General features: G+C 61.9%; 19 protein-coding genes. 6 read left to right on the plus strand and 13 right to left on the minus strand.

Features of this window, described 5'->3' with window-relative positions; genetic code table 11:
* Window positions 1-6 precede the first annotated feature (6 nt).
* The 9 genes from ACZ9HU_RS05040 to ACZ9HU_RS05080 form a co-directional block, all read right to left on the minus strand.
* Window positions 7-681 (minus strand): response regulator transcription factor, encoded by a 675-nt coding sequence (locus tag ACZ9HU_RS05040; RefSeq protein ID WP_476103010.1) that lies wholly within the window; start codon window positions 679-681, stop codon window positions 7-9.
* Window positions 678-2,090, minus strand: coding sequence for a sensor histidine kinase (locus ACZ9HU_RS05045; RefSeq protein ID WP_476103012.1), 1,413 nt, complete (start codon window positions 2,088-2,090; stop codon window positions 678-680). Before ACZ9HU_RS05045 ends, ACZ9HU_RS05040 begins: the two co-directional genes overlap by 4 nt.
* Before the next feature lie 18 nt (window positions 2,091-2,108).
* Entirely contained in the window at window positions 2,109-4,043 is a 1,935-nt protein-coding gene (locus tag ACZ9HU_RS05050; protein WP_476103014.1) for a potassium transporter Kup, read from the minus strand.
* 116 nt (window positions 4,044-4,159) lie between these two features.
* Entirely contained in the window at window positions 4,160-5,332 is a 1,173-nt protein-coding gene (locus ACZ9HU_RS05055; protein ID WP_476103017.1) for a urate hydroxylase PuuD, read from the minus strand.
* Window positions 5,333-5,437: 105 nt separating this feature from the next.
* Window positions 5,438-6,079, minus strand: coding sequence for an FABP family protein (locus tag ACZ9HU_RS05060; RefSeq protein ID WP_476103019.1), 642 nt, complete (start codon window positions 6,077-6,079; stop codon window positions 5,438-5,440).
* A 21-nt stretch (window positions 6,080-6,100) separates the two neighbouring features.
* Complete coding sequence (locus ACZ9HU_RS05065) at window positions 6,101-6,784, minus strand: Fe2+-dependent dioxygenase (RefSeq protein ID WP_476103021.1); 684 nt, start codon at window positions 6,782-6,784, stop codon at window positions 6,101-6,103.
* 1 nt (window position 6,785) lies between these two features.
* A complete protein-coding gene (locus ACZ9HU_RS05070) occupies window positions 6,786-7,859 on the minus strand; it encodes an alpha-hydroxy acid oxidase (RefSeq protein ID WP_476103023.1) in 1,074 nt (357 codons plus the stop codon).
* 3 nt (window positions 7,860-7,862) lie between these two features.
* Entirely contained in the window at window positions 7,863-9,869 is a 2,007-nt protein-coding gene (locus ACZ9HU_RS05075; protein WP_476103025.1) for a M3 family metallopeptidase, read from the minus strand.
* A 34-nt stretch (window positions 9,870-9,903) separates the two neighbouring features.
* Window positions 9,904-10,980 (minus strand): PLP-dependent cysteine synthase family protein, encoded by a 1,077-nt coding sequence (locus ACZ9HU_RS05080; protein WP_476103027.1) that lies wholly within the window; start codon window positions 10,978-10,980, stop codon window positions 9,904-9,906.
* 191 nt (window positions 10,981-11,171) lie between these two features.
* Here ACZ9HU_RS05080 and ACZ9HU_RS05085 point away from each other — a divergent pair, with 191 nt between their 5' ends.
* Window positions 11,172-12,377: a patatin-like phospholipase family protein gene (locus tag ACZ9HU_RS05085; protein WP_476103029.1), complete on the plus strand. Its 1,206-nt coding sequence runs from the start codon at window positions 11,172-11,174 to the stop codon at window positions 12,375-12,377.
* A gap of 17 nt (window positions 12,378-12,394) precedes the next feature.
* On the opposite strand, the gene ACZ9HU_RS05090 is transcribed toward ACZ9HU_RS05085, so the two are convergent.
* The gene (locus tag ACZ9HU_RS05090; RefSeq protein ID WP_476103031.1) at window positions 12,395-12,766 is read right to left on the minus strand and encodes a hypothetical protein; all 372 of its coding nucleotides are present in this window, start codon (window positions 12,764-12,766) and stop codon (window positions 12,395-12,397) included.
* A 277-nt stretch (window positions 12,767-13,043) separates the two neighbouring features.
* Between ACZ9HU_RS05090 and ACZ9HU_RS05095 the strand changes: the two genes are divergently transcribed.
* From ACZ9HU_RS05095 to ACZ9HU_RS05105, 3 genes are read left to right on the plus strand one after another with little or no spacing between them, the layout of a single operon-like run.
* Entirely contained in the window at window positions 13,044-14,936 is a 1,893-nt protein-coding gene (locus tag ACZ9HU_RS05095; RefSeq protein WP_476103033.1) for a TadE/TadG family type IV pilus assembly protein, read from the plus strand.
* The gene (locus tag ACZ9HU_RS05100; protein WP_476103035.1) at window positions 14,936-15,523 is read left to right on the plus strand and encodes a TadE/TadG family type IV pilus assembly protein; all 588 of its coding nucleotides are present in this window, start codon (window positions 14,936-14,938) and stop codon (window positions 15,521-15,523) included. Before ACZ9HU_RS05095 ends, ACZ9HU_RS05100 begins: the two co-directional genes overlap by 1 nt.
* On the plus strand, window positions 15,520-16,152 hold the full coding sequence (locus tag ACZ9HU_RS05105; RefSeq protein WP_476103037.1) for a TadE/TadG family type IV pilus assembly protein: 633 nt from the start codon (window positions 15,520-15,522) through the stop codon (window positions 16,150-16,152). Before ACZ9HU_RS05100 ends, ACZ9HU_RS05105 begins: the two co-directional genes overlap by 4 nt.
* Here the strand turns inward: ACZ9HU_RS05105 and ACZ9HU_RS05110 are convergent.
* Window positions 16,149-17,150 (minus strand): LacI family DNA-binding transcriptional regulator, encoded by a 1,002-nt coding sequence (locus tag ACZ9HU_RS05110; RefSeq protein WP_476103039.1) that lies wholly within the window; start codon window positions 17,148-17,150, stop codon window positions 16,149-16,151. The two genes, ACZ9HU_RS05105 and ACZ9HU_RS05110, sit on opposite strands and share 4 nt — an antisense overlap.
* Window positions 17,151-17,468: 318 nt before the next feature.
* Here ACZ9HU_RS05110 and ACZ9HU_RS05115 point away from each other — a divergent pair, with 318 nt between their 5' ends.
* Window positions 17,469-19,460, plus strand: coding sequence for a putative bifunctional diguanylate cyclase/phosphodiesterase (locus ACZ9HU_RS05115; RefSeq protein WP_476103041.1), 1,992 nt, complete (start codon window positions 17,469-17,471; stop codon window positions 19,458-19,460).
* A gap of 45 nt (window positions 19,461-19,505) precedes the next feature.
* Complete coding sequence (locus tag ACZ9HU_RS05120) at window positions 19,506-21,011, plus strand: hypothetical protein (RefSeq protein WP_476103043.1); 1,506 nt, start codon at window positions 19,506-19,508, stop codon at window positions 21,009-21,011.
* A gap of 39 nt (window positions 21,012-21,050) precedes the next feature.
* On the opposite strand, the gene ACZ9HU_RS05125 is transcribed toward ACZ9HU_RS05120, so the two are convergent.
* On the minus strand, window positions 21,051-21,551 hold the full coding sequence (locus ACZ9HU_RS05125) for a DsrE family protein (RefSeq protein ID WP_476103045.1): 501 nt from the start codon (window positions 21,549-21,551) through the stop codon (window positions 21,051-21,053).
* A gap of 157 nt (window positions 21,552-21,708) precedes the next feature.
* The gene (locus ACZ9HU_RS05130) at window positions 21,709-23,157 is read right to left on the minus strand and encodes a chemotaxis protein CheW (protein WP_476103047.1); all 1,449 of its coding nucleotides are present in this window, start codon (window positions 23,155-23,157) and stop codon (window positions 21,709-21,711) included.

A 23,157-nucleotide genomic window follows, 5' to 3' on the forward strand; every position in this document is an offset into this window, starting at 1 on the left:
GCGGCCTTAAGCCTCCATCAAGCGATAGCCGATGCCCGGTTCGTTGCGGATGAGGCGCGGATGGGCCGGGTCGGCCTCGATTTTCAACCGCAGCGCGCGGATAGCAACGCGCAGATATTCGACATCCTCGACATGCGCGCGGCCCCATACTTTTTCCAGCAAGGCCGCATGGGTCAATATCCGCCCGCCCGCCTCGACCAAAGCCTGAAGCACGGCGAACTCCTTGGGCGGCAGGGGGAGCAGGCGGCCATCCACGCTGGCCTCGTGCCGGGCGGTGTCGATGCGGATCGGGCCATAGGACAGCACTTCATGCGCCGCCACAGTGCCAGCCTGACGCAAGGCCACGCGAAGACGGGCCAGCAATTCCTCGCCGTCAAAGGGTTTGGTGACATAGTCGGACGCGCCAAGGTCAAGCGCAGCCACCTTTTCCCCCACATCATCACGCGCCGAAAGGACGATGACCGGCACCCCCGCCCCGCGCAACATCGGGATCAATTCCAATCCGTCGCGATCGGGCAGGCCCAGATCCAGCACCGCCGCCGCCAATCCCCCGTGCCGCACTTGCGCCAAGGCCGCCGATGCCGTGGGGGCGCCAACCGCCTCATAACCCCCGCGCCCCAAAACCGCGCCCAGCAGGCGCAGGATCGCCGGTTCATCATCCACCACCAGAACCCGGTTCATGCCACGCCCTTCATTCGCAAAGTAAATCGCGCCCCGCCCAAGGGGGCCTGTTCCACGCCGACCGCCATGTCCATCGCTTCGGCAAATCCCTTGACGATGGCAAGACCCAGACCGCTGCCCTGTGTCCGGTCGCCGCCTTCGATACGGACAAAACGGTCGAAGATCCGATAACGCTCTTCTGGCGCGACCCCCGGACCGTCATCATCGACCCAGATGGCTACCTCGCCACCATGGACCGCGCCGCCCAATTCGACGCGCGATTCCGCATGGCGCAGCGCATTGTCGATCAGATTGAGCAGCACATGATGCAGCAGCACCGCATCGGCACGCACGAAGGGCAGGTCAGCCGGGATGGCATGGCCCAAGGAAACCCCTGCCGGCACCACCACCCCGCCACAGGCCGCATCGGCCGCATCGATCAGGTCGAGGCTTTCGCATTGCGGGCGCAGCGAACCATCCTCGATGCGCGCCGCGGCCATCAGATCGCTCATCGTCCGCTCCAGCCTGCGCGCGGCGGCCAGCGCTTCGCGCGCTTCGTCGGATCGGGATGACAGCGCCTCCAATTGCCCGGTGATGACCGTCAGGGGCGTGCGGAAATCATGCGCCATGCTGGCCAGAAAGGTCCGGCGCAGACGGTCGCCCTCGGCCAGAGCCTCACGCGCGCGGCGTTCATCCTCCAGCGCGATGCGGTCCCAGCCCTGCCCCAACAGGCGCGCGACCTGCTGCAAATGTTCAATCTGTGCCAAGGGGCGGGTGCGGCCATCTTCCGGCCGGGCAAGGGCGATGAGCGGATGCGTCCCGCGCCCCTTTGGCGACATGGGCAAAAAGCTCCATTCCGCCGCCGCCATCACGCCGGTGCCATGGCCGGTGGCGTCACCATTATGCATGGCCCATGCGGCGGCGGCCTGATCAAGCGAGGAGAGATCATCCTGCGCGCCTTCGTCCACCATGAAACGCATCGGGCCATAGTGCTGCGCCACGAATTCGCGCGCCCTGTTCAGCCCATCGCCCGGATTACCCTTGGCCAGTATCGCGGAAATCTGCGCCAGTTCATCGCTGGCCCCGGCGCGGGCAAGGGCTTCCTCCTCACGTTCGCGCAGGCGGGTGGCAAGGCGGCTGGTGACCAGCGCGACAATGACCAGCACCAGCACCGAAACCGCATGGTCCGGCCCATGGACATGAAAACTGAAATACGGCGGCAGGAGGAAGAAATTATACGCCCCCGCCCCGGCCAGCGCGGCCACCAACCCCGGCCCCAACCCTCCCCGCGCCGCGCCCAGCAGCACCGGCAAAAGGAAAAGCAGGGCCGCACTGGCCAGCCCCCATTGGTCAAGCATTGCGCTGGTGATCCATGTCACCAGCGCAATGCCCAGCAAAGGGACCGCATAAGAGGTCAGAACGCGCCACATGGCGGCAACCTATAGCGATCAAAGCTCGATCTGTGTGCCCAATTCGACCACTCGGTTGGGGGGGATGGCGAAAAAGGCCGTCGGGTCGGACGCATTGCGGTGCAGGAATTGATAGAGCAGCACCATGATGCGCGGCATACAGGGGCGGCTGCCGAACCGGATCGCGCTGCGCCCGACGAAGAAGGACGTGCCGCCCGTGCCGGTGAGCAGCCCCTTTTCCCGCGCCAGATCGCTGGGTACGTCGATTTTGTCCATATAGCCATAGCGCAGCTTGGCCCGCAGGAAGCGTTCGTCCAAACGCTCAAGGCACAGGCGGTTTTCCGGTTGAACATAGGGCGTCGACTGCATTTCCACCGTCAACATGATGTTGGTGCGATGCAGCGCCTTGTTATGCTTGAGATTATGCAACAGCGCCGAAGGGGCAACACTGGCGTCCTGCGTCAGGAAAACGGCGGTGCCCTCCACGATCATCGGCGAACGCGCGGCCAGCGCCTTGACCAGTTCATCCAGCGCCACGCCCTGCTCACTGGCGCGTTGAAGCGCGGCGTTGCGCCCGCGCAGCCATGTATAGATGATCAGGCCGATGATGCCCGCAACCAGCAAAGGCACCCAGCCGCCTTCGGCCACGCGCAGAATGTTGGCGCCAAAGAAGAACAGGTCGAGCGCAAGGAAGGGCGCGATCAACAAGGCGCTGCCCAGCGGGTTCCAGCCCCAGAATTTCCACGCGATGATAAAGGCAAGGCAGGTGGTGACCACCATCGTCCCCGTCACGGCAATGCCATAGGCCGCGGCCATCGCGCTGCTGGAACGGAAGGCAAAGACGAGGCAGATGACGCCCAAAAGCAACATCCAGTTGACGCCGGGCATATAGATCTGACCGATCTGGGCCGCAGAGGTCTGGCGGATGACAAGGCGTGGCATCAGGCCCAGTGCAATGGCTTGCTGCGTCAGTGAATAGGCGCCGGTGATGACCGCCTGGCTGGCGATGATCGTGGCCATCGTGGCCAATACCACCAGCGGGGCGCGCAAAGAATCGGGCGCCATCAGAAAGAACCAGTCGGCATTCTGCAACAACTGTCCACCGGCCTGCGCCTTGGCCAGAGCGGTCAGGGCCAGCGCCCCCTGCCCCAGATAATTGAGCGTCAGGGCGGGCCAGACAAAGGTCAGCCAGCCCAGCTGGATCGGCCGACGCCCGAAATGGCCCATGTCGGCAATCAACGCCTCGGCCCCCGTCACGGTCAGGAACACCGCGCCCAGCACGAACAGGCCCGCGATGCCGTGCCCCATCATGAAACGGACCGCCCACATCGGGTTAAAGGCGGACAGGACATCGGGCGCTTCAAAAATATGCCACAGTCCCAAGGCCCCGATCGCGATGAACCACAGCGCGCATACCGGGCCGAACAGGCCCGCCACACTGGCCGTGCCGCGGGCCTGAAGCGCGAAAAGACCGATCAGGATGGTGAGCGAGAGGCCAAGGATCACCGGTTCGCTCATGCTTTCAAGACCGGGAACGGTCTTCATCCCCTCGATGGCCGAAAGCACCGAGAGCGCGGGCGTGATGATCGCATCCCCATAGAACAGCGCCGCCCCTGTCGCGCCCAGCAACAGGACGATCAGCCATTTGCTCCCCGTCGCCCGCCGCGCCAGAGCCATCAGTGAAAGCACGCCGCCTTCGCCATTATTGTCCATCCGGCTGAGGAACAGCACATATTTCATCGTCACCACGATAATCAGCGCCCATAGCGCCAGAGCCAGAACGCCAAGGATTTCCCCCCGGTCGATCCCGCCCTGCGCGGTCTGGGCCAGCGCCTCGCGAAAGGCGTAAAGCGGGCTGGTGCCGATATCGCCATAGACCACGCCAATCGCGCCAATCGTCAGCGCCCAGAGCGAGGATGGTCCATGGTGCCCCTGTGCCGGGGCGGGATGATCATGGGTTTGGGATGCGGTCATCAACATGATGCGTCGGTTCGCCTGTGGGAATAGGAACCTGACGCATCATGCAAATGGGCATTAAATCGCCATGGGCAAGGCGGGCCATGGGCGTAAAGTCTGCGTAAAATAGCCCCTTACGGTTTGGCCCCGGCGGCGATCCATGCGCCCAGTTTCTGGCGTTCTTCCAAGGTCATATTGGTCATATTGCCCAAAGGCATGACCTGTGCATCCACCGCCACCTTCTTGATGCGCGGCGCGGCCGCCGAGGCATGTTCGCCCGTATCCAGCAACACGCCCAGAGGCGGCGCGGCAAAGGCCGGATTGGTCGGATGGGGCGCATGGCATGTCACGCAATGTTTGGCCAAAATCGGCTGAACATCGGCATAGGCCAGATCGCCGCCCGCCTGCTGCTCCCCCGACTTTTCAAGCGTGACATAGGTGATCGTAACCAGACCCAGCGCCGCCGCCACCGCCATGGTTGCACGCGGATCGGCCCCCTTGTGGCGCAGGTTGAACACATGGCGGATCGCCACCCCCATCGCCGACATCAACGCCAGCACCAGCCAGGGCCGCTCCGCGCCAAAGGTCATCGGGTAATGGTGGCTGATCATGATGAACAGCACCGGCAAGGTCATGTAATTGTTGTGGAGCGAGCGCTGCTTGCCCCGCGCGCCCAGAGCCGGGTCAGGCTCGGCTCCCGCGATCAGCGCGTTCACCACTTTGCGCTGTCCGGGGATGATAATCATGAACACATTGGCCGCCATCACCGTGCCGACAATCGCGCCAATATGCAGATAGGCCCCGCGCGCGCTGAACACGCTGTTGAGAGCATAGGCCATCAGCACCAGAAACGCGTACCAGATGATGCCCAAAAGGCGATTATTCTTGCCCAGCGCGCTGCGGCAAAGCCCGTCATACACCACCCAGCCCAGCACAATCGCGCCGATGCCGATCCCCGCCGCCTGCCACGGTTCCAGCGCCGCCTTGGCCGTGTCGATCAGGAAAGCCCGCGCGCCGACATAGTACACCAGAACCAGCAGCGAAAAGCCGCTGACCCATGTGAAATAGGCTTCCCATTTGAACCAGTGCAGTTCGTCCGGCATTTTGGACGGGGCGACCTGATACTTCTGTTTATGGTAAAATCCGCCGCCATGGACCGACCATACCTCGCCCGAAGCCTCGCCTTCCTTGGGCGGTTTCAGGTGATTGTCGAGCCAGACGAAATAGAAGGACGAGCCGATCCACGCGATGCCGGTGATCAGATGCAGCCAGCGCAGCCCCAGATTGAGCCATTCGGTGATATCCATCGCGCGTCCCCTATCGCTGTGCGGTCATGTCTCCATGCTGATCGCAGGGCGTTCGATAAAGCGCAAAATTTCGCTCCCTCTGTCGCAAAAAACAGAACGCCTCGCTCAGGCCGCCGCTTCTTCGCGCGCCAAGGGATTGGGCACAGCCGGCCCCACGCGATGCAATGTGTTGCGATCGGTATGTTCAAACGGTTCATCCACCCCGCGGATCGTCAGCATGGTGGTCTGGGCATAGCTCCACTGATCCGGCCCATCGACGGTGACGGTGATCGAGAAACTGTCGGTGCGGAAATTCTCCTCAAGGAAAATGGCCGAGGAAATGCCGTTCTCGGTGCTGCCCCGCTGCGCGGTCAGGGTAAAAGTGGTCGCGTCCGCCGCCGCCTCGCCCTTGGCCAGCGCCGTTTGCCCGCGCGGAATGGTCAGCGTATGCAGGATACGCCCGGTCGCCGGTTCCCACAGCCAGTAGCCGACCTGATCGTGATACATCTCGACCTCACCCGGCTTGGTGATCGCGGTGTGATAGCGCAGGCCATAGAGCAATTGCGGCCCGTTCATCTGGGGGTCGATCGGCTGAATGGTCATCCGCTCGATATAGGTCTGTTCTTCGGCGCCATCCTCGGTCGGTTTGACGTCGCGCCCCTTAACGCCTTCCCAAACGCCCGCCATCGGCGCCAGCGGGCCAAGATTGGCCAGCGTATCGACATCGGGTTCGGGTTCGGCAAACAGATGGGCAGGAAATTTCGTCATGGGCGTAAAGGCCTTTAAGAATCAGATCTGTGCCCAGCGGCGCAGGAGATTGTGATAGACCTGCATCAAGCGGTCAATGTCGCCGTCATCCTTGCCCCGCCCCGGGCTAAGCGCCTGGATCGAGCGATCAAGGTCATAAAGCATCGTGCGCGCCTCGCCATCCTTGACCGCGCTTTGCATCCAAAAGAAGCTGGCGATCCGCATGCCCCGCGTGACGGGCGTCACCTTGTGCAGGCTGGAGGAAGGGTAAAGCACCATATCGCCGGCGGGCAGTTTGACGCTCTGGCCACCGAACTGGCCCTCGATGGTCAATTCGCCGCCATCGTAATCGGCCGGATCGTTCAGGAACAGCGTGGCCGAAAGATCGGTACGCAGCAAACGATCCTCGCCCGGCATACGCATCAGCGCGCCATCGACATGCGCGCCATAATGGCCGCCATCGCGGTAAAGGTTGAAACGCGGCGGATGAATGGTCACCGGCAAGGCCGCCGACAGAAACTGCGGATGCTGGCCCAAACGTTGCAGGATGGCGCGCCCGACCTCTTGCCCGACCGGGTCGTCCATAGGCACCTGAAGGTTCTGCTTGACCTGCACCGCGCGGTCGCCCGCCGTCGCCCCGCCATCGGCCCATGGCGCGGACAACAAACGTTCACGCAGCGCCGCCGCCTCACCGGGGGTAAAGAGTTTTTCGATCACGATCATCACGTTACACCCCAATCAACGCATCCGGCCCGATGCCTTCCAATGTCGCGCATCCCGCCAGCACCATCGCCAACTCCAATTCCTCGCGCAGAATTTTCAGCATATGGGCCACGCCCAGACTGCCCCCGACGGCCAACGCATGCAATTGGGGCCGCCCCACCATCACCGCATCCGCGCCCAGCGCCAGAGCCTTGAACACATCGGCCCCCGTCCGAACCGAACCATCAATCAGGATCGCCGCATCCGGCCCCAACGCCCGTCGCATTGCGGCCAACAGGCGCAACGGCGGCGGCGCCTGTTCCAACGCCCGCCCGCCATGGGTGGACAGGACAACCCCGTCAAAGCCCAACGCCATCAAACGCGCCGCATCATCGACATGCGACACGCCCTTGGCCAACAAAGGCAGGCCTGTCTGATCCCTCAACCACGCCATATCATCCCACCCCGGCGCGGCGGCGGTCAGGGTGGAGAGCGCCGGATTATACCAATCGCCCCGAACCACGGACGCGGGCGCAAAACCGGCGACATGCACCGCCTCTACCCCCGGCGGGATGGAAAATCCGGCGCGCATGGCCTGCGGACTGGCCGGTTGCGCCACGGTATCCAACGTCACGACAATCGCTTTGGCCCCCGCCCCCTCGGCACGGCGGATCAGGGTCAGCGTGTCTTCGCGCCGGGGTTGTACATAAAGCTGAAACCACAGCGGCCCTGCGGCCACCTGCGCGATGGCTTCGACAGGCTGGCTGGCCATGGTCGAAACGCACATGAGTGTGTCAAGGCAACCACGCGCCGTGGCCAATTCGCCTTCGGGATGCATCAGTTGGTGATAGCCCAAAGGCGACAACATCACCGGATGCGCCAGATCCAGCCCCAGAAAATACCGCCGCGTATGCCCGCCGCGCACATCCGACAAGGGCCGGTTCAGGATGGCATGGGCGGCAAAACCTGCCTCCTCACGCCGCCGCGCTGCGCCATCGCCGCTTGCCCCTTCAAGCCAGGCCCAGACCGCCGGATCGATCCGCGCCTGCGCCTCACGCGCATAATCGGCAAGGGCGTAAAGATGCGGCGGCAGGTTCATGCCTTAGGCCGCGATCCCCCAGCTTTCCAGCAGCGGCTCATTCTCCGGCTCACGCCCGCGGAAGGCGGTGAAGTTTTCAATCGCAGGGCGCGTTCCGCCACGCGACAAAACCTCTGCCCGGAACCGTTCGCCAAGGTCAGCGCGGGTGGCATTGCCTTCCTCAAACGCGGCATAGGCATCGGCCGACAGGCGCTCGGCCCAGAGATAGGAATAATAGCCCGCAGCATAGCCGCCCGCGAAAATATGGCTGAAGCTGGTGGGGAAACGGTGCCATTCGGGATAGTCGATGACGGCCACTTCGCGGCGCACCTGCGCCAGAACGTCGCGGTAATCGGGCGCATTATCACCGCCCGCCGCGCGGTGCAGGCGCAGGTCGAACAGCGCAAACTCGGCCTGACGCACCAATCCCATCGCGCCAAGGAATTTACGCGCGCCCAGCATCCGCCCGATCATGGCATCCGACAAAGGCTCACCGCTTGCCTCATGCGCGCTGGCGGCCTTCAGAGTGGCCGGTTCCCATGCGAAATTCTCAAGAAACTGGCTGGGCAGTTCCACCGCATCCCATTCCACTCCGGCAATGCCGCCCACACTGGGCAAATCGACCTCGCCCAGCAAGTGATGCAGGCAGTGGCCCATTTCGTGGAACAGCGTCACCATGTCATTATGCGTGATATAGGCCGGGCCATCGCCCACCGGCGGCGCAAAATTCGTCACCAGATAGGCCACCGGCGTCACCGCGCCCTGACGCGGGCGGGCTGAATCCATCCATGCCCCGCCGCGCTTGCCCTCGCGCGCAAAGAAATCGGCATAGAGCGAGGCGACCTCTTGCCCGTCGCGATGCAGGGTGAAATAGCGCACATCATCATGCCACACCGGCACGCCCTGGCCTGCGCGGAATTCGACGCCAAACAATTCGCGCACCAGACCGAACAAAGCCTCCATCACCCGGGGTAGCGGCAAATGACGGCGGATTTCGGACGTATCGAGATCGTGCAGCTTGCGCCGCATCCGCTCACTGGCGAAACCGACGTCCCATGGGCGCAGGTCCGCGATACCCAGTTCGGCCTTCGCAAATTCGGCCAGAGCGGCCAGATCACGCGCCGCCTGATGCCGCGCCGCCGCGCCAAGGCTGGAGAGGAATTCGTCAACCTCTGCCCCATCCCGCGCCATCTTGGCCGAGAGCGAGACCGCCACCGGATCTTCAAACCCCAGCGCCAATGCAGCCTGACCGCGGCGCGAAAGGATTTCGGCAATGCGCGGGCCATTGTCGAACTGGCCCGCATTCGGACCTTGGTCCGATGCGCGGGTGTTCCATGCGCGATAGACTTCTTCACGCAAAGCGCGGTCTTCGGCATGGGACAGGACCGCCATCACGCTGGGCGCGTGGAGTGTGACCAGCCAGCCCTCCTTGCCCGCACGCTGGGCGGCGGCCTGCATCCCCGCGCGATCGGCCTCGGGGATACCGGCAAGGCACGCTTCATCGGTGATTTCCAGCGTCCACGCCTCGGTCGCGTCCAGCACGGCATTGGAAAATTCGGTCGAAAGGCGGCCCATCTCGATCCGGTTGGCGACGAAATCCTGCGCCGCCTGCCCTTCCAACGCGACGCCCGACATTTCAAAATCCTGAAGCGCGAGTGACAGGGCGCGGCGCTGATCCTGCGGCAAAGCCTGCGGGTCGATGGCCTTTAACGCCTGATACAGGGCCTTGTCCTGTCCCACCGCGCTGAAATGCGCGTCGATCAGGGGTTGGGCCTGCCCATGCGCCTCACGCAGTTCCGGGTTCGTGGCCACCATCACCAGATGGCTGACCACCCCCCAGACGCGCGATATGGCAACGTCCGCCGCATCCTTGTCCGCCAGCAGCGCCGGATCGCCGGGCCGCGCCGCCAAAGCCTTCATCGCTTCGGCATGGGCGGCAATTGCAGCCTCGACCGCGGGCACGACATGGTCGGGCCGGATCGCGGCAAAATCGGGCAGAGCATCGGCGGCCAGCAGCGGATTGTTCGACATAGGATCCTGCAAATGAGAATTGTGTTCAGGCAATTTAGGAAGCGTAACGCCCGCTGGCAAGGAAGGCGGCCATGCGTTCTTCCTCGGCCTCGTCCAAAAGCCCCTGCGCAATCAGCCATTCATCGTTGTAATAGGTGGAACCATAACGCTCGCCGGCATCGCACAGGATCGAGACGATCGAGCCTTTTTCCCCCGCATCGGCCATTTGCGTGGCGATGCGGGCGATGGCCACCAGATTGGTGCCCGTCGACCCGCCCACGCGACGCCCCAGATAACGGGACAAAACCCGCGCGGCGGCGATAGAGGCTTTGTCCTCGACCACTTCCATCCGGTCGATCACGCTGCGGATAAAGCTGGGCTCGACGCGAGGGCGGCCAATGCCTTCGATCCGGCTGGTGGGGCCATCGGCGGTGGTGACGGCGGCGTCATGCCAATTGCGGTGGAACACCGATGCCGCCGGATCGGCCACGCAGACCTGTGTGGCGTGGCGGTTATAATGGACATAACGGCCAATCGTTGCCGAGGTGCCGCCCGTGCCCGCGCCGGTCACGATCCATGCCGGGATCGGATGGGGTTCACGCGCCATCTGGCTGAAAATGCTGTCGGCGATATTGTTGTTGCCGCGCCAATCGGTGGCACGTTCGGCATAGGTGAACTGATCCATGTAATGGCCGCCCAACTCCTCGGCCAAACGCGAGGCCTCGCCGTAAACCGCGCCTGCGCCGTCAACCTTGTGGCATTGCCCGCCCAGCGCCTCGATGGCGGCGATTTTTTCCGGCGCCGTGCTGCGCGGCACCACCGCGATGAAGGGCAGGCCCAGCATCCGCGCAAAGTAAGCCTCGGACACAGCCGTTGAGCCGGAGGATGCCTCGACAATCGTCATCCCCTGCGCGATCCAGCCATTGCACAGCGCATAGAGGAACAGCGAACGGGCAAGGCGATGCTTCAGGCTGCCCGTCGGGTGGCTCGATTCATCCTTCAGATAAATCGCGATATGCGGCAGAGCGGGCAGCGGCACCGGGATCAGATGGGTATCGGCGCTGCGCGTATAATCCGCGTCGATGCGCCCGATGGCCCAATTGACCCAGTTGGGACAGGGTTTTTGCGTCATCGCCCTTCCCTATCCGGTGAAGCGCCCGCGTCAACCGTCCAGCCGCCAATTTGCCAGGGGTGGGACGAATTGCCCCGTTCAGGCGCCATCCATCAGGCATGGCCCAGCCGATAAAGGATTGATCTTCGCGCTTTGATTTGCCGCTTGCCTTCGGCTACCCTGCCGGGGCGACCAACAGGAGCCTGCACGCCATGTCCCAAATGCGCCGCTGGAAAGCCCCCGTCACCCATGCTCGCGGTAATGGCACGCCCTTTGAAACGGTGGCGCTGCTGCTGCAGGGCGGAGGGGCGCTGGGCGCGTATCAGGCGGGCGTTTATGAGGCATTGGCCGAGCGCGATATCGAGCCGGGATGGATCGCGGGCATTTCCATCGGCGCCATCAACAGCGCCATCATCGCGGGCAACGCCCCTGAAAAGCGCGTGGGCCAATTGCGCCGGTTCTGGGAAGGCGTGTCGGGCCGTTCGACCGCATGGGCGCCATGGCTGGCCACATTGGGCCTGTCGCATTTGGCGGTGGACCCGCATTTGCGCGGCGCCATCAACCAGATGGCCGCGGCGCAGGTCTTGATGCAGGGCGCGCCGGGATTTTTCACCCCGCGCATGATCCCGCCCTTTTTCCAGCCCGACGGCATGGCCGAAGCCACCAGTTGGTATGACACCAGCCATTTGCATTCGACGCTGGAAAGCCTTGTCGACTTTGACCGCATCAATGCGCGCCAGACACGCTTCAGCGTCGGCGCAGTCAATGTGCGCACCGGCAATTTCAAATATTTCGACAATGCCCAATGCGACATCCGCCCCGAACATATCGTCGCATCGGGCGCGTTGCCCCCCGGTTTTCCGGCGGTCGAGGTTGATGGCGAATTCTATTGGGACGGGGGCATGGTATCGAACACGCCGCTCGATTGGGTGCTGTCATCGGACTCGCGATTGGACACGCTGGTGTTTCAGGTCGATTTGTGGAGCGCGCGCGGCCATCTGCCCGGCGATATGGCCAGCGTGGCCTCGCGCATGAAGGAAATCCAGTATTCCAGCCGCACCCGCGCCGCCACCGACATGTTCCGCGAAAGGCAGGAATTGCGCAATGCCTTCCGCAAGCTGGCCGAGACGATGTCGCCCGAACAATTGGCCAGCCCGGAAGGCAAGCTGTTGATGGAACGCAGCGATCCGGCCCGCTACAACATCGTCCAGATGGTCTATCAATCGCCCAATTACGAGGGCGATTACAAGGACTATGAATTCAGCCGCCAGACGATGGAGGACCATTGGCGCAGCGGTTACGAGGACGCCGCCCATACGCTGGCCCATCGCGAGGTGCTGGAATTGCCATGCGACCCATCGGGCCTGTCAATTTTTGATTTCACCAGTCCGGGCGGCGACAGCCACCATGCGCGTTGATCGGCATTGCGCCGTGATCAACGCTGTTCCACGCTGCGCGCAATGGCGACATCGGCCACTTTGCCATTGGCAAGGTTGAGTTGAACGTCCCAGGTGGCGATCGTGTCCACGACATCATCGACCGAAATGCGTTCGCGGTAAAAGCAATCGACCCGCCCATCGCGCATCGCGCCGCAATGGGCGCCCGCCTGACGCAGCATGTCCTTTCCGCTCTGTGCATCCATACCCACCGGCACAACGCGGCGCACGGCATCATATCCGGCATCGGGTGATCCGTAACGGACATAATTGTTTTCAAAAAGATGAAAGTCCAGACCGGACCCGGCGGCCTGCACAGGCGCGCCAGACAGCAGCGACGCGGCAATAGCCAAAGCCCACATGTTCTTCATGACAATCTCCATGCTAGGAAGCCGACTTAAGCGTTCAGCGCTGATCGGCGGCCAAATCGGGGTAGCGCCGATTTACGCCGATTTCTGCGGCACTCAAACTCGATTCCTGCATGCACGGTTGCAAAACCGGTACAGGATGATCGGATCACGCCGGCGCGGTGCAACGCACCCGCAATTTATGATTCTTTAAGCGTTAACCACTAGGTCAAATCCACTAGAATTGTCCGTCGCGCGCTGAAACAAGGCCCCCATCATTATGCCGCAGGCACAGCCTTTCTTGCGTCAACTGGCCGGCGACCGGCGCGGTAACGTCCTTTTGCTGACCGCGGCGATCATGTTCGTGATGACGGCCCTGATCGGCGGCGCGGTTGACCTCAGCCTTGTCTATCGCGCGCAAAACCGGCTTCAGGGGGCCTGCGACGCGGGCGTTCTGGCCGCGCGGCGCGCGGTGGATAACAACGGATTGGACAATACGGCCCAGACGCAAGGGGCGAAATACTTCAACGTCAATTATGTCGACAGCCAGCAGGGCACCAAGAACACGACCCTGACATGGTCAACGCCCGACAATGGCGTCACCGTCAACGCCACGGCCACCACCACGGTTCCGCTGCGCATTATGTCGCTGTTCGGCCGTTACACCTATAATCTCACCGTCACCTGTGGTTCGACCCAGAGCATCGGCAATGTCGACATCATGTTCGTTCTGGATAACACCGGGTCGATGGCCGATACGCCCACCGGATTCAGCCAGTCCAAGATCGTTGCCCTGAAAATCGCGCTGAAGAATTTTCAGAACACGATCAAACATGCCGTGCAAGGCACCAATGCGCGCGTGCGTTATGGCTTTGTGCCCTACAGCAGCTCGGTCAATGTCGGGAATATCCTGTACAGCACCGACCCAAGCTGGCTAGTCGACTCTTATGCCATGCAGTCGCGCGTGGCGCGGTTTGAAACGATAGTTTATGGGAAATTCGGTTCATACACGCTGAAAACCAGCGAGCAGATCTATAATTCCACGCCCAATTCCAACGCGTCGCTCTATTCCAGCACCGCCTACAGCAGTCAGGCCGCCTGTTTTGCCGCCCTGCCCGCGGAATCGGCATGGAGCAACAATGGCTCGTCCAGTACGAGCACGGGCAATATAAACACCAACGGCATCAGCGCCTATGGCACCACCGTGTCACAGCCTAAGGTGCAGTCGATCTATACCTGCACCCGATCGGGCGATTCCTATTACCAGTATCGCTTCTACGCCTATATGACCCAGAATACGTACACGTATTCGTCCAGCCCGAGTTCGACCACGACATCGACCGTGTTCGATCACTTCGACTATATGTTGGTGAACCGGGACGTCAGTGCATATAAGGCATTCAGCGCCGTTTCGACCAACACCGGCTCCAGCGGGGCGGCGGAATCATCAACCTGGGACGGTTGCATCGAGGAACGCAGCACTGTCTCGGATTCCTCTTTCGCGTACAGTTCCGGCACCAACAAAATCACGCCCAGCACCGCGCTCGATCTGGACATCGACACCGCCCCGTCGAGCGACGCCACGCGATGGGCGCCGATGTGGCCCGAAATGGCCTATTATCGCGGCACCAACACCAGCGTGCTCAGCACCACCGGTTACAAGGCGCAGTCTTTTTGTCCGGAAAGCGCGCAATTGCTGTCCGAAATGTCGCAGTCCGATTATGAGTTGTTTGTCAACAACATGAACGCCACCGGGGCAACCTATCAGGACATTGGCATGTTGTGGGCCGCCCGCATGATGTCTTCGACCGGCATGTTTTCCAGCAACGTTACCGCAACACCCACCAATGGCGGCAGCGTTACCCGCCACGTCATCTTTATGACCGACGGCGCGCAACAGGCATCGAACGGCATTCAACAGGCCTATGGCATCGAATGGAACGACAGGCGCATCACCGATGATGGCTATTCCAGCGACGACGCCCGCCACCTTTCGCGTTTCCGCGCCATTTGTGACGCCATCAAGGGGCGCGGCATTCGTATCTGGGTCATCGGCTATGCAACCAGCCTGACCAGCGACCTGACCTATTGCGCATCGCCCAGCAGTTCCTTCACCGCAAACAATGATGACCAGATCAACAGCGCGTTTCAGGAAATTGCCAAACAGGCCAGCGCCTTGCGGGTGTCAAGCTGATGCGGCGCGCGCTGCGTCATCTTGGGTGTGACAATCGCGGGGCGACGGCGATCGAATATGCCTTCGTTCTGCCGATCCTGATGCTGATCGTGATGGGCACCGGCTATTTTGGCCAGATGTTCTATGGCCGCGCCCTGTTGAATGGCGCGGTGCGTCAGGCCGCGCGCGATGCCACACTGGAAGATGCCAGCACGACCACCCTTGACCAGAATGTGAAGAACGTCATTTCCCCCGCCTTGCCCGGCGTGACCGTTACATCGACGCGCAAAGCCTATTACGATTTCACCGACATTGGCCGCGCCGAGAAGTGGACCGATTCCAATAACAATCGCGTTTGCGACAATGGCGAACCCTATACCGATGAAAATGGCGACGGTTCGTGGAATGCCGACATCGGTGAAGCCGGCAATGGTGATGCGGGCGATGTCATCCTCTATACCGTGACGGCAACCTACAGCCCGCTGTTCAATGTCCCTTTCATGCGGAACATGTGGGGCCGGGTATCGATCACGTCATCGGCCATCCGACGCAATCAACCCTGGGCCGCCCAAACGGCCTATGGCAGCGCGACAAAGACTTGCTCATGACCACGCGGCACAGGCTTTCGCGGTTTTTACGCCGTTTAAGGGGCGACAAATCCGGTGTGTCGATCATCGAATTGGCCGCCGCCATGCCGGTGCTGCTGGTCATTGGTCTGTACGGCATCGAAATGGCCAATCTGACCATTGTCAGCCTGCAAATCAGCCAGATCGCCATGTCGGCCGCCGACAATGCATCACGCCTTGAACAGGGCAGTTCATCCAGCGTCAGCCCGACCGTCACCGAGGCCGAGGTCAATTCCGTCCTGTCGGGCGCCGCAAAGGAAGGCGCGGGCATCAGCCTGAACACCAAGGGCAAGGTGATCATCTCCAGCCTTGAGATGAATTCAACGAACAACCAGTATATCCATTGGCAACGCTGTACCGGCAGCATGACCGCCGCGTCTGCCTATGGCGTCGAAGGCGCGGTTGTCACCGGCCTTGGCCCGACCGGCAATCAGGTGACCGCCACCAGCGATGTCGCCGTCATGTTTGTCGAGGTGTGGTATCAGCAAAAGGGCCTGTTCGGATCGATGTTCGTCAAACCCATGACGCTGCATCAGGAAGCGGCCTATATGGTCCGCGACACCCGCAATCTGACTGCGGGCCTTTCGGGCACAAAGACCGCCACCTGTTAAGCCGACATGCGTTCGATCAATTCGGGCGGCATGATGATGCTTTGCGTATCTTCGCCCGCAATGCGGCGCATCAACAGGTCGACCATATGCTGCGCCCCTGACACCAGATCCTGACTGATCGTGGTCAAAGACGGCACCGTATGTTCCGACACGGGCAGATTGTCATACCCCACCACCCGCACATCGCCCGGCACCGCCAGGCCGACTTCGGACAGGGCGCGCAAGGCCGTCATGGCAATGACATCGGATGTCGCGACAATGCCATCGGGCCGCTGCTCGGCCTGTTCCAGATAGCGTTTGATATCGGCATAGGCCAATTCGGCCACCAGATGGGCGGGAACTACCTGCGGCGGCTCCATGCCGGACTGGGTCATGGCGGTGGATACGCCGTCCAGCCGCTGCGCCATTTCCAGCGCGCGCGGATCGCCAAAGTAGGCAATGCGGCGACACCCCCGCGCAATCAAATGGCGCGCGGCCAATTGCCCGCCCAGATAGTTGTCGCTGCCCACCGAACAATGGACCTGGCCTTCATTATGGCCGCCCCAAACCACCAGCGGGCGGTATTCCCGCGCCACTGCGTCCAGCACGGCGGCCTGATCCGATTGGCCCAAAACGATCAACCCATCGACCCGCCCCGATGTCGCCATCAGTTCCAGCCAGCCTGAATCCTGCGGTATCACCCGGCTAAGCAAAAGGTCATAGCCCCGCTCGGTCAATGTATCGGCCAACAGGCCCAGCATGGTGATAAAGAACGGGTCGGAAATCGGCTGTCCCGCCTCGTGGCCCAAAGGGATCAGCACGCCGATGGCCCCGGTCTTTTGAATACGCAGATTGCGCGCCATGACATTGGGCCGAAACCCATGTTCGCGCGCCAATTGCTGTATCCGTTCCCTTGTTGCGCGGCTGATCAACTCCGATCCGGCCAAGGCGCGCGACACCGTGCCCGCCGATACGCCGGCCAATTGGGCCAGTTCCTTGATGTTCCGAACCCTGCTCATTTTTGTTTCCACCCTAACCCGGCGGCGACATCATCAGGAATCGCCGCAATTGGCAAGCAAATCGCGCCTCGGTCTCGCCTCATTCCCTCCATCACAAGACAAGAGCGGGGGAGCATCGCATGGGCACGTCATCCTAAGACTGCCAAGATCGCGCTCCATTAAGGGGAATTCGGCCGCCAGCCCCAGTTTACTGGACATTTTACCACTTTCGATCCAGTCTTATCAGCAAGTCAACCTAGGCAGACACTATAGGGCTTTTCACAATTCGTGGGCCATAGGGATCAAGGGCAAAGGAATGGCATGAAAAGGAGATGGCGCTTGCAGCTTTCGCGCCTGGTCCGATGGTTTACCCAAGTCGGAACGGACCCAGATCTGGCTGTTTCCCAAGCGACGAACCTGCAACGACAGGTGCCGTTGCTTTATGGTCTGCTGCTCATCAACTCGATGGCCGTGGCCATCACGCACCGCACGCAAGCCCCCATCGCCTTGACCGTCAGCGTGCCCGCCGTGCTGTTTACGGTTTCGGTTGTGCGCATGATCCATTGGTTCCGTGCATCGCGCAATGGCATGACCACCCCTGCCGCCGCTAAGCGCCAGTTACAGCTTGTCACGCTGGTCGCCGCGCCGATTGCCGTGGCCTATACCGCATGGGCGCTTTCGCTGGCACCTTATGGCGGGCCCTTTGAACAGGCCCATGTCGGCCTGTATATTTCCACCACGGTCATCGGCTGCATCTTCTGTCTGATTGTCCTGCCCCAGGCGGCCCTGCTGGTAGCCATCTCGGTTTTGCCCGCCTTCATCATCTTTTGCCTCAGCAGACATATGCTGATCTATGCCACAATCGGCATCAATGTCGCGCTGGTGCTGGCCGTCCTGATGCGTGTTCTTTTCATCAGTTTTGAACATTTCAGCAAGCAGGTGAAATCGGGCAGCCTCCTGGCCGCCCAGCATCAGGAATTGCAGCGCCTGAACGATGAAAACCGCAGGCTGGCGATGACCGACAGCCTGACCGGCCTTGCCAACCGGCGGCAGTTCTATGCCGATCTGGACGCCTATACCGACGCCGTGGCCAACAGCGCGCCGCAACCCTTTGCCGTTGGCGTGCTGGATCTGGACCGGTTCAAACCAATCAACGACACCTATGGCCATCAGGTCGGCGACCGTCTGCTGGCGGCGATTGGCCAAAGGTTGCGGGCGACGGCGGGGCCTTCGGTGCGGGTTTACCGGCTGGGCGGCGATGAATTCGGGTTGATCGATTCCAATGTCGATGATTTCACCCGCACCTGTGAAAGGCTGCTGCAACAGGTTCGCGCGCCCTTGCGCATTGGCGAAATTGTGCTCTCGGTCGGCGGTTCTTTGGGCATGGCGCAATATCCCGATGCCGGGACCAAGGCGGCCGACCTGTTCGACCGCGCCGATTATGCGCTATATCACGCCAAGCATGTCAATGGAGGGGGCGCCTGCCTTTTCACGCCCAGCCTTGAAACCGCCGTCCGCGCCGACCGCGCCATCGAGGCCGCCTTGCAGGCCAGTTCGTTTGAAGACGAACTCTCGATCGTCCTGCAACCTATCGTCGAATTGTCCAGCGGGCGATTGAACGCGGTGGAGGTTCTGGCCCGCTGGTCCAATCCGATGTTGGGCGAAATTTCCGCGATGGAATTCATCGCCATTGCCGAAAGATCGACCGCGATCCATTCCATCACCCGCGCCGTGTTCAAAAAGGGTCTGAAGGCGGCGCAGCATTTGCCCGAACATGTGGCGGTGTCGTTCAATATTTCGGCCTGTGATCTGACATCGGCCTGCACTTTGTCCTTTATCCGCAATGAGATTGCATCGGCCGGCATTGCCCCCGGCCGCATCTGGATCGAGGTCACCGAAACCGCCGTGATGCGCAATGCCGACGCCGCCGCACAGGCGCTTCAGGCCTTTCGCGACCTTGGCGTCGGCATCGCGCTCGACGATTTCGGCACCGGCTATTCCAGCCTTGGCTATGTCCAGCGCCTGCCTTTGGACAAAATCAAGATCGACCGCAGTTTCGTGAGCGCACTCGACAGCGAGGATGGCGGCACGATCACCTCGGCGGTCATCACCTTGTGCCACACGATTGGCCTGTCCTGTGTCGCCGAAGGCGTCGAAACCGAGGCGCAACGCCAGATTTTGGCCAGCACCGGTTGCGAATATGGCCAAGGCTATCTTTTCAGCAAACCCGTCCCGCTCGAAGAACTGCTGCCCCATTGCAGCGGTGGCCAGTGCCTTATTTCAGACATTGCCAACGGCCTGAACGGAACCGGCAAGTCCGCCGTCGCGTGAGCGGTCATTAACCAAATTTGCGCATGCCCGCCCTATCGTGGCGGCATGGACAAAGGCGTCGCCCCGAAAGAACAGGCAAGCGGATTGCCCCTGCGTGTGGTCATCCTCGCACTGATCATCGGCCTGGCGGTGATGCAGGCCGGGCTGTGGGCATTCCTAGGTCTGCCTCTTTGGTGGTTCGCCGCGGGCGGGGTGCTGTTGATCTCCGCGACGGTCGGTTTGGCGCGCATGCCGGGGTGGCGCGGATCGATCCCATGGCGCGACATGATCCTCTGCATCGCGGTGGCCGCGCTTGTCCTTGCCTTGGGGGGTGAAGGGCGACTGACCTATGCCAACACGGATTGGCAGGTGCGTCTGGCGGTTTTGCGCGACATGACCATCAATCCCTGGCCTTTTGCCTATGATGTGGCCGGCGGTCCGACGGTGCTGCGCGCGCCTTTGGGCATGTATCTGATCCCTGCCCTCGCAGGAAAATGGATGGGCGGGGCCTATGCCGCCGAACTCGCCCTCTGGCTGCAAAACAGCCTGTTGCTGAGCCTAACCCTTGCCGCAGGTTCGGCGCTGTTCACGGGCGGGCGGGCAAAGCTGATCGGCCTTGGCGTGTTTCTGGGTTTCAGCGGCATGGACATCATCGGACAAGCGATGGCGGGCCAACCGTTGATGCTGCATCTGGAACAATGGGTTGTGTTTCAGTTTTCGGCCCATATCACCCAGATGTTTTGGGTGCCGCAACACGGGTTGGCGGGCTGGATCTTTGCCGCTGCCTATCTGGCATGGCAAAGAAGCATGGCGCCCAAGACGGTTCTGGCCGTGATGTTGCCCTTGCTTGCCCTGCTCTCGCCGCTATCGGCGGTGGGTTGCGTTCCTTTTGCCGCCTATGCCTGTCTGCGCAAGGGCATGATATGGCGCGACATGGGGTGGCCGGTGCTGACGGGTATCGCGGCTCTGCCCGGCCTGCTTTATCTGATCGTGGCGGGGGATTCGGTGGGCGCCTCGGCGGTGCCGGTTTCCTTTGCCACCTATCCCATATTCATCCTGCTGGAAATTGGCGCCTATCTTCTTGCCCTGCGGCTGCGTCCCGATGCCGGTTCCTTTGGCGCGGCAACCGCATGGATCACGGTCGGCTCGCTGCTTATCATCCCCTTTGGCCGAATCGGCAACGGCATGGATTTCGCCATGCGCGCCAGCATTCCGGCGCTGGCCATTCTGGCCGTGATGGTGGGCGAAATCATAGTGCGGGCGGCACAGGATGCGACATGGAGGCCCGCCGCGCGCGTGGCGCTGCTTGCTTGGGCGGTCGGCCTTGCCACGCCTTTGGGCGAAATCGGCAGGGCGCTGGCATGGCCGCGCGCGCCAGCCGTGGATTGCGGCTATTACGGCGTCGTGCCGGGGGGCTATGCCACCTATATCGCCCCGCTGTCACGTTTCCCCACGCCGATCCGCCCCGACCCGACCCTGATCAAGCCGCAAGATCCCGCGCGATGCTGGCAAGGGGCATGGCCCGATGCGGTGGATGGGCGCGATGTGCAAACCCATCCGGGGCGTGAATAGATCAAGAGACAGGCCGGTGGACCTATTCCTGCTCTGGGTTCAATTTTGCAGGACCGCGTACCCGTCATTGGCATAAGTGATCTGAACAAGGGTCGCGGCCTCGGCAATTTCGACACCGGGCAGCAATTGTTCGCGCGATACATTGCGCGCCGCCGCCCATTGGCCACACGCCAGCATGCGCACACCAGCCGCGCGCAAGGCGTTAAAGATCACCTTATTGGGATTATCGACCTCATATTTCTGGCGATATTCCGCATCCGACAATACCGCATCGGCGGCCGGGCCGTGCAGGATCATGACAAAGGCAATGTTCGAGGCCGGCACCTTGGCCGCCATCAATCCGTTCAATTGTAATGCCACGCGCTGAAACGCCGGCAGGGGCTTTTTCGGATCAGGCGCCGCGCTGCCTGTATCGAACAAGGCCTTGTAATGCCGCTTGGGATCGCGGGTGACGGCCGCATGCGGAATTTCAACATAACCGTTGCTGCCCGCAATCGCCGGCGGGGTCGGTTCGGGCCATACCCGCGGTTGGGCCGCCATGGCCGCGGGTGAAAGACAAATGACACCCAAGACAAAGGCACAGTGAGATACGGCTTGTCGCATAATCTGGTTCTCCTTTGCCCATGCTGCGGCATTGCGCCACCATACTCAAGAGCAAGGATTGACCCGAGACAAAGGCCCAAATGCCCGGTGGCACCTACTTGCCGAAATTCGCCACGGCGGGCAATCCGGCCAGATCCAGAACCGAGCAGGTCTTGCCATCGCTGGTCATAACCACGGCGCCCAGGCCCCGGTCGCCCCCCCCCGCGCGGCCCACGGCGCGCTCGACCATGCGCTCCACCGCGCTCAACCCTTGCAAGGCGAAACCGGAGGTGCGCTCTCCATCGGTCACCAGAAGCAGGAAATGGGGCTGCTCAGGCGAATAGGCCACCAGCAGGCCGGCAAGATTGAAGATCGGGATCGCCAAACCACGATGGGAAAGGATCGCTTCGCACAGGCCATAACTGCCCTGCAAATTGACCAAAGCGCATTGGGAATAATTCAGGATCTCGGTCACCTGTTCCAGCGGGACGGCATATTGCCCTTCGCCCATATTGAAGATCAGATAGGGTTTGCCGATGGTCTTGGCCGCTTCGACCTGGGCCGTGACCAGCCGTGATTGGACCGATGACGTTCCGGATTTTTCCTCCAGCCGCGAAAGGCGGAGCAGATCATCACAAGTCTGCAACGCATCGCCATCAAGCAGCAGGACGGGCTTGGCCGTGGGCAACATGCCGCCGATCAGATTGCCATTGCCGAAATGACAGCCCTGCATCGCGGCAGTCTGTTCCGGGGCGATGCGCAGCATGTCCAGCACCGAATCGATCCGCAACGCGACCCGCCGCCCTTCCCCCGTCCGCACCAGAACCGAGGCCATTTCGCGCGCCTCTGGCAATCGGCCCAATCCCAGCAGGCACAGCGTATCGACCACCGGAATGACCGCGCCATTGTAATCGACCCGCGCCACCCACAGGCCATCGTCCACCGGGCTGGATTTGATCGGGCGCAGCGGCACGGTCGCCTCGATGATCGATGCGGGAAGGCCCAGATGAAAATCCCCCACCGTCACCAGCAAGGATGGTGCGCCGCGCACATTCCGGCTGATCGCTGCGACCATCCGATCCTCGGCCAAGGGAATGCCGGGCAGATTGGCAAAGGCATCGGTGCGCAGGACGATTCCGCTGCGTCCATCGCGTGAAAAACCTGCATTCAGGATACCGCTGGTGGCCAAGGAACCGCCCGATTGAATGGTCAATTCGGTGCGGTTTTCCGGCGCCAAAGTCACCACGCCGCAAATTTCATCGACACCCACGCCAATAACTTTGCCCTCTACGCGAAGGACAATGATGATGCCCGGTCGGTCCTGATCCTGCGCACCCGTGCCCAGCAACGCGGCAAGATCGAGCACCGGCACAATCGCCCCGCGCAGATCAATAGAGCCAAGCACCTTGGGCATGGTGGCCGCCATCGCGGTCAGTGTTTCGGGATAGGGCACCACCTCGCGGATGCTGTTGATCGGAAAGGCAAGGTACAAGGCACCCATGCGGGCCAGGCCGAACTGGTCATGAACCTGCTTGCCCCCTAGCCCCGGGATCAATTGTTCCAT

Source organism: Novosphingobium sp. Sphag1I (assembly GCF_056279125.1).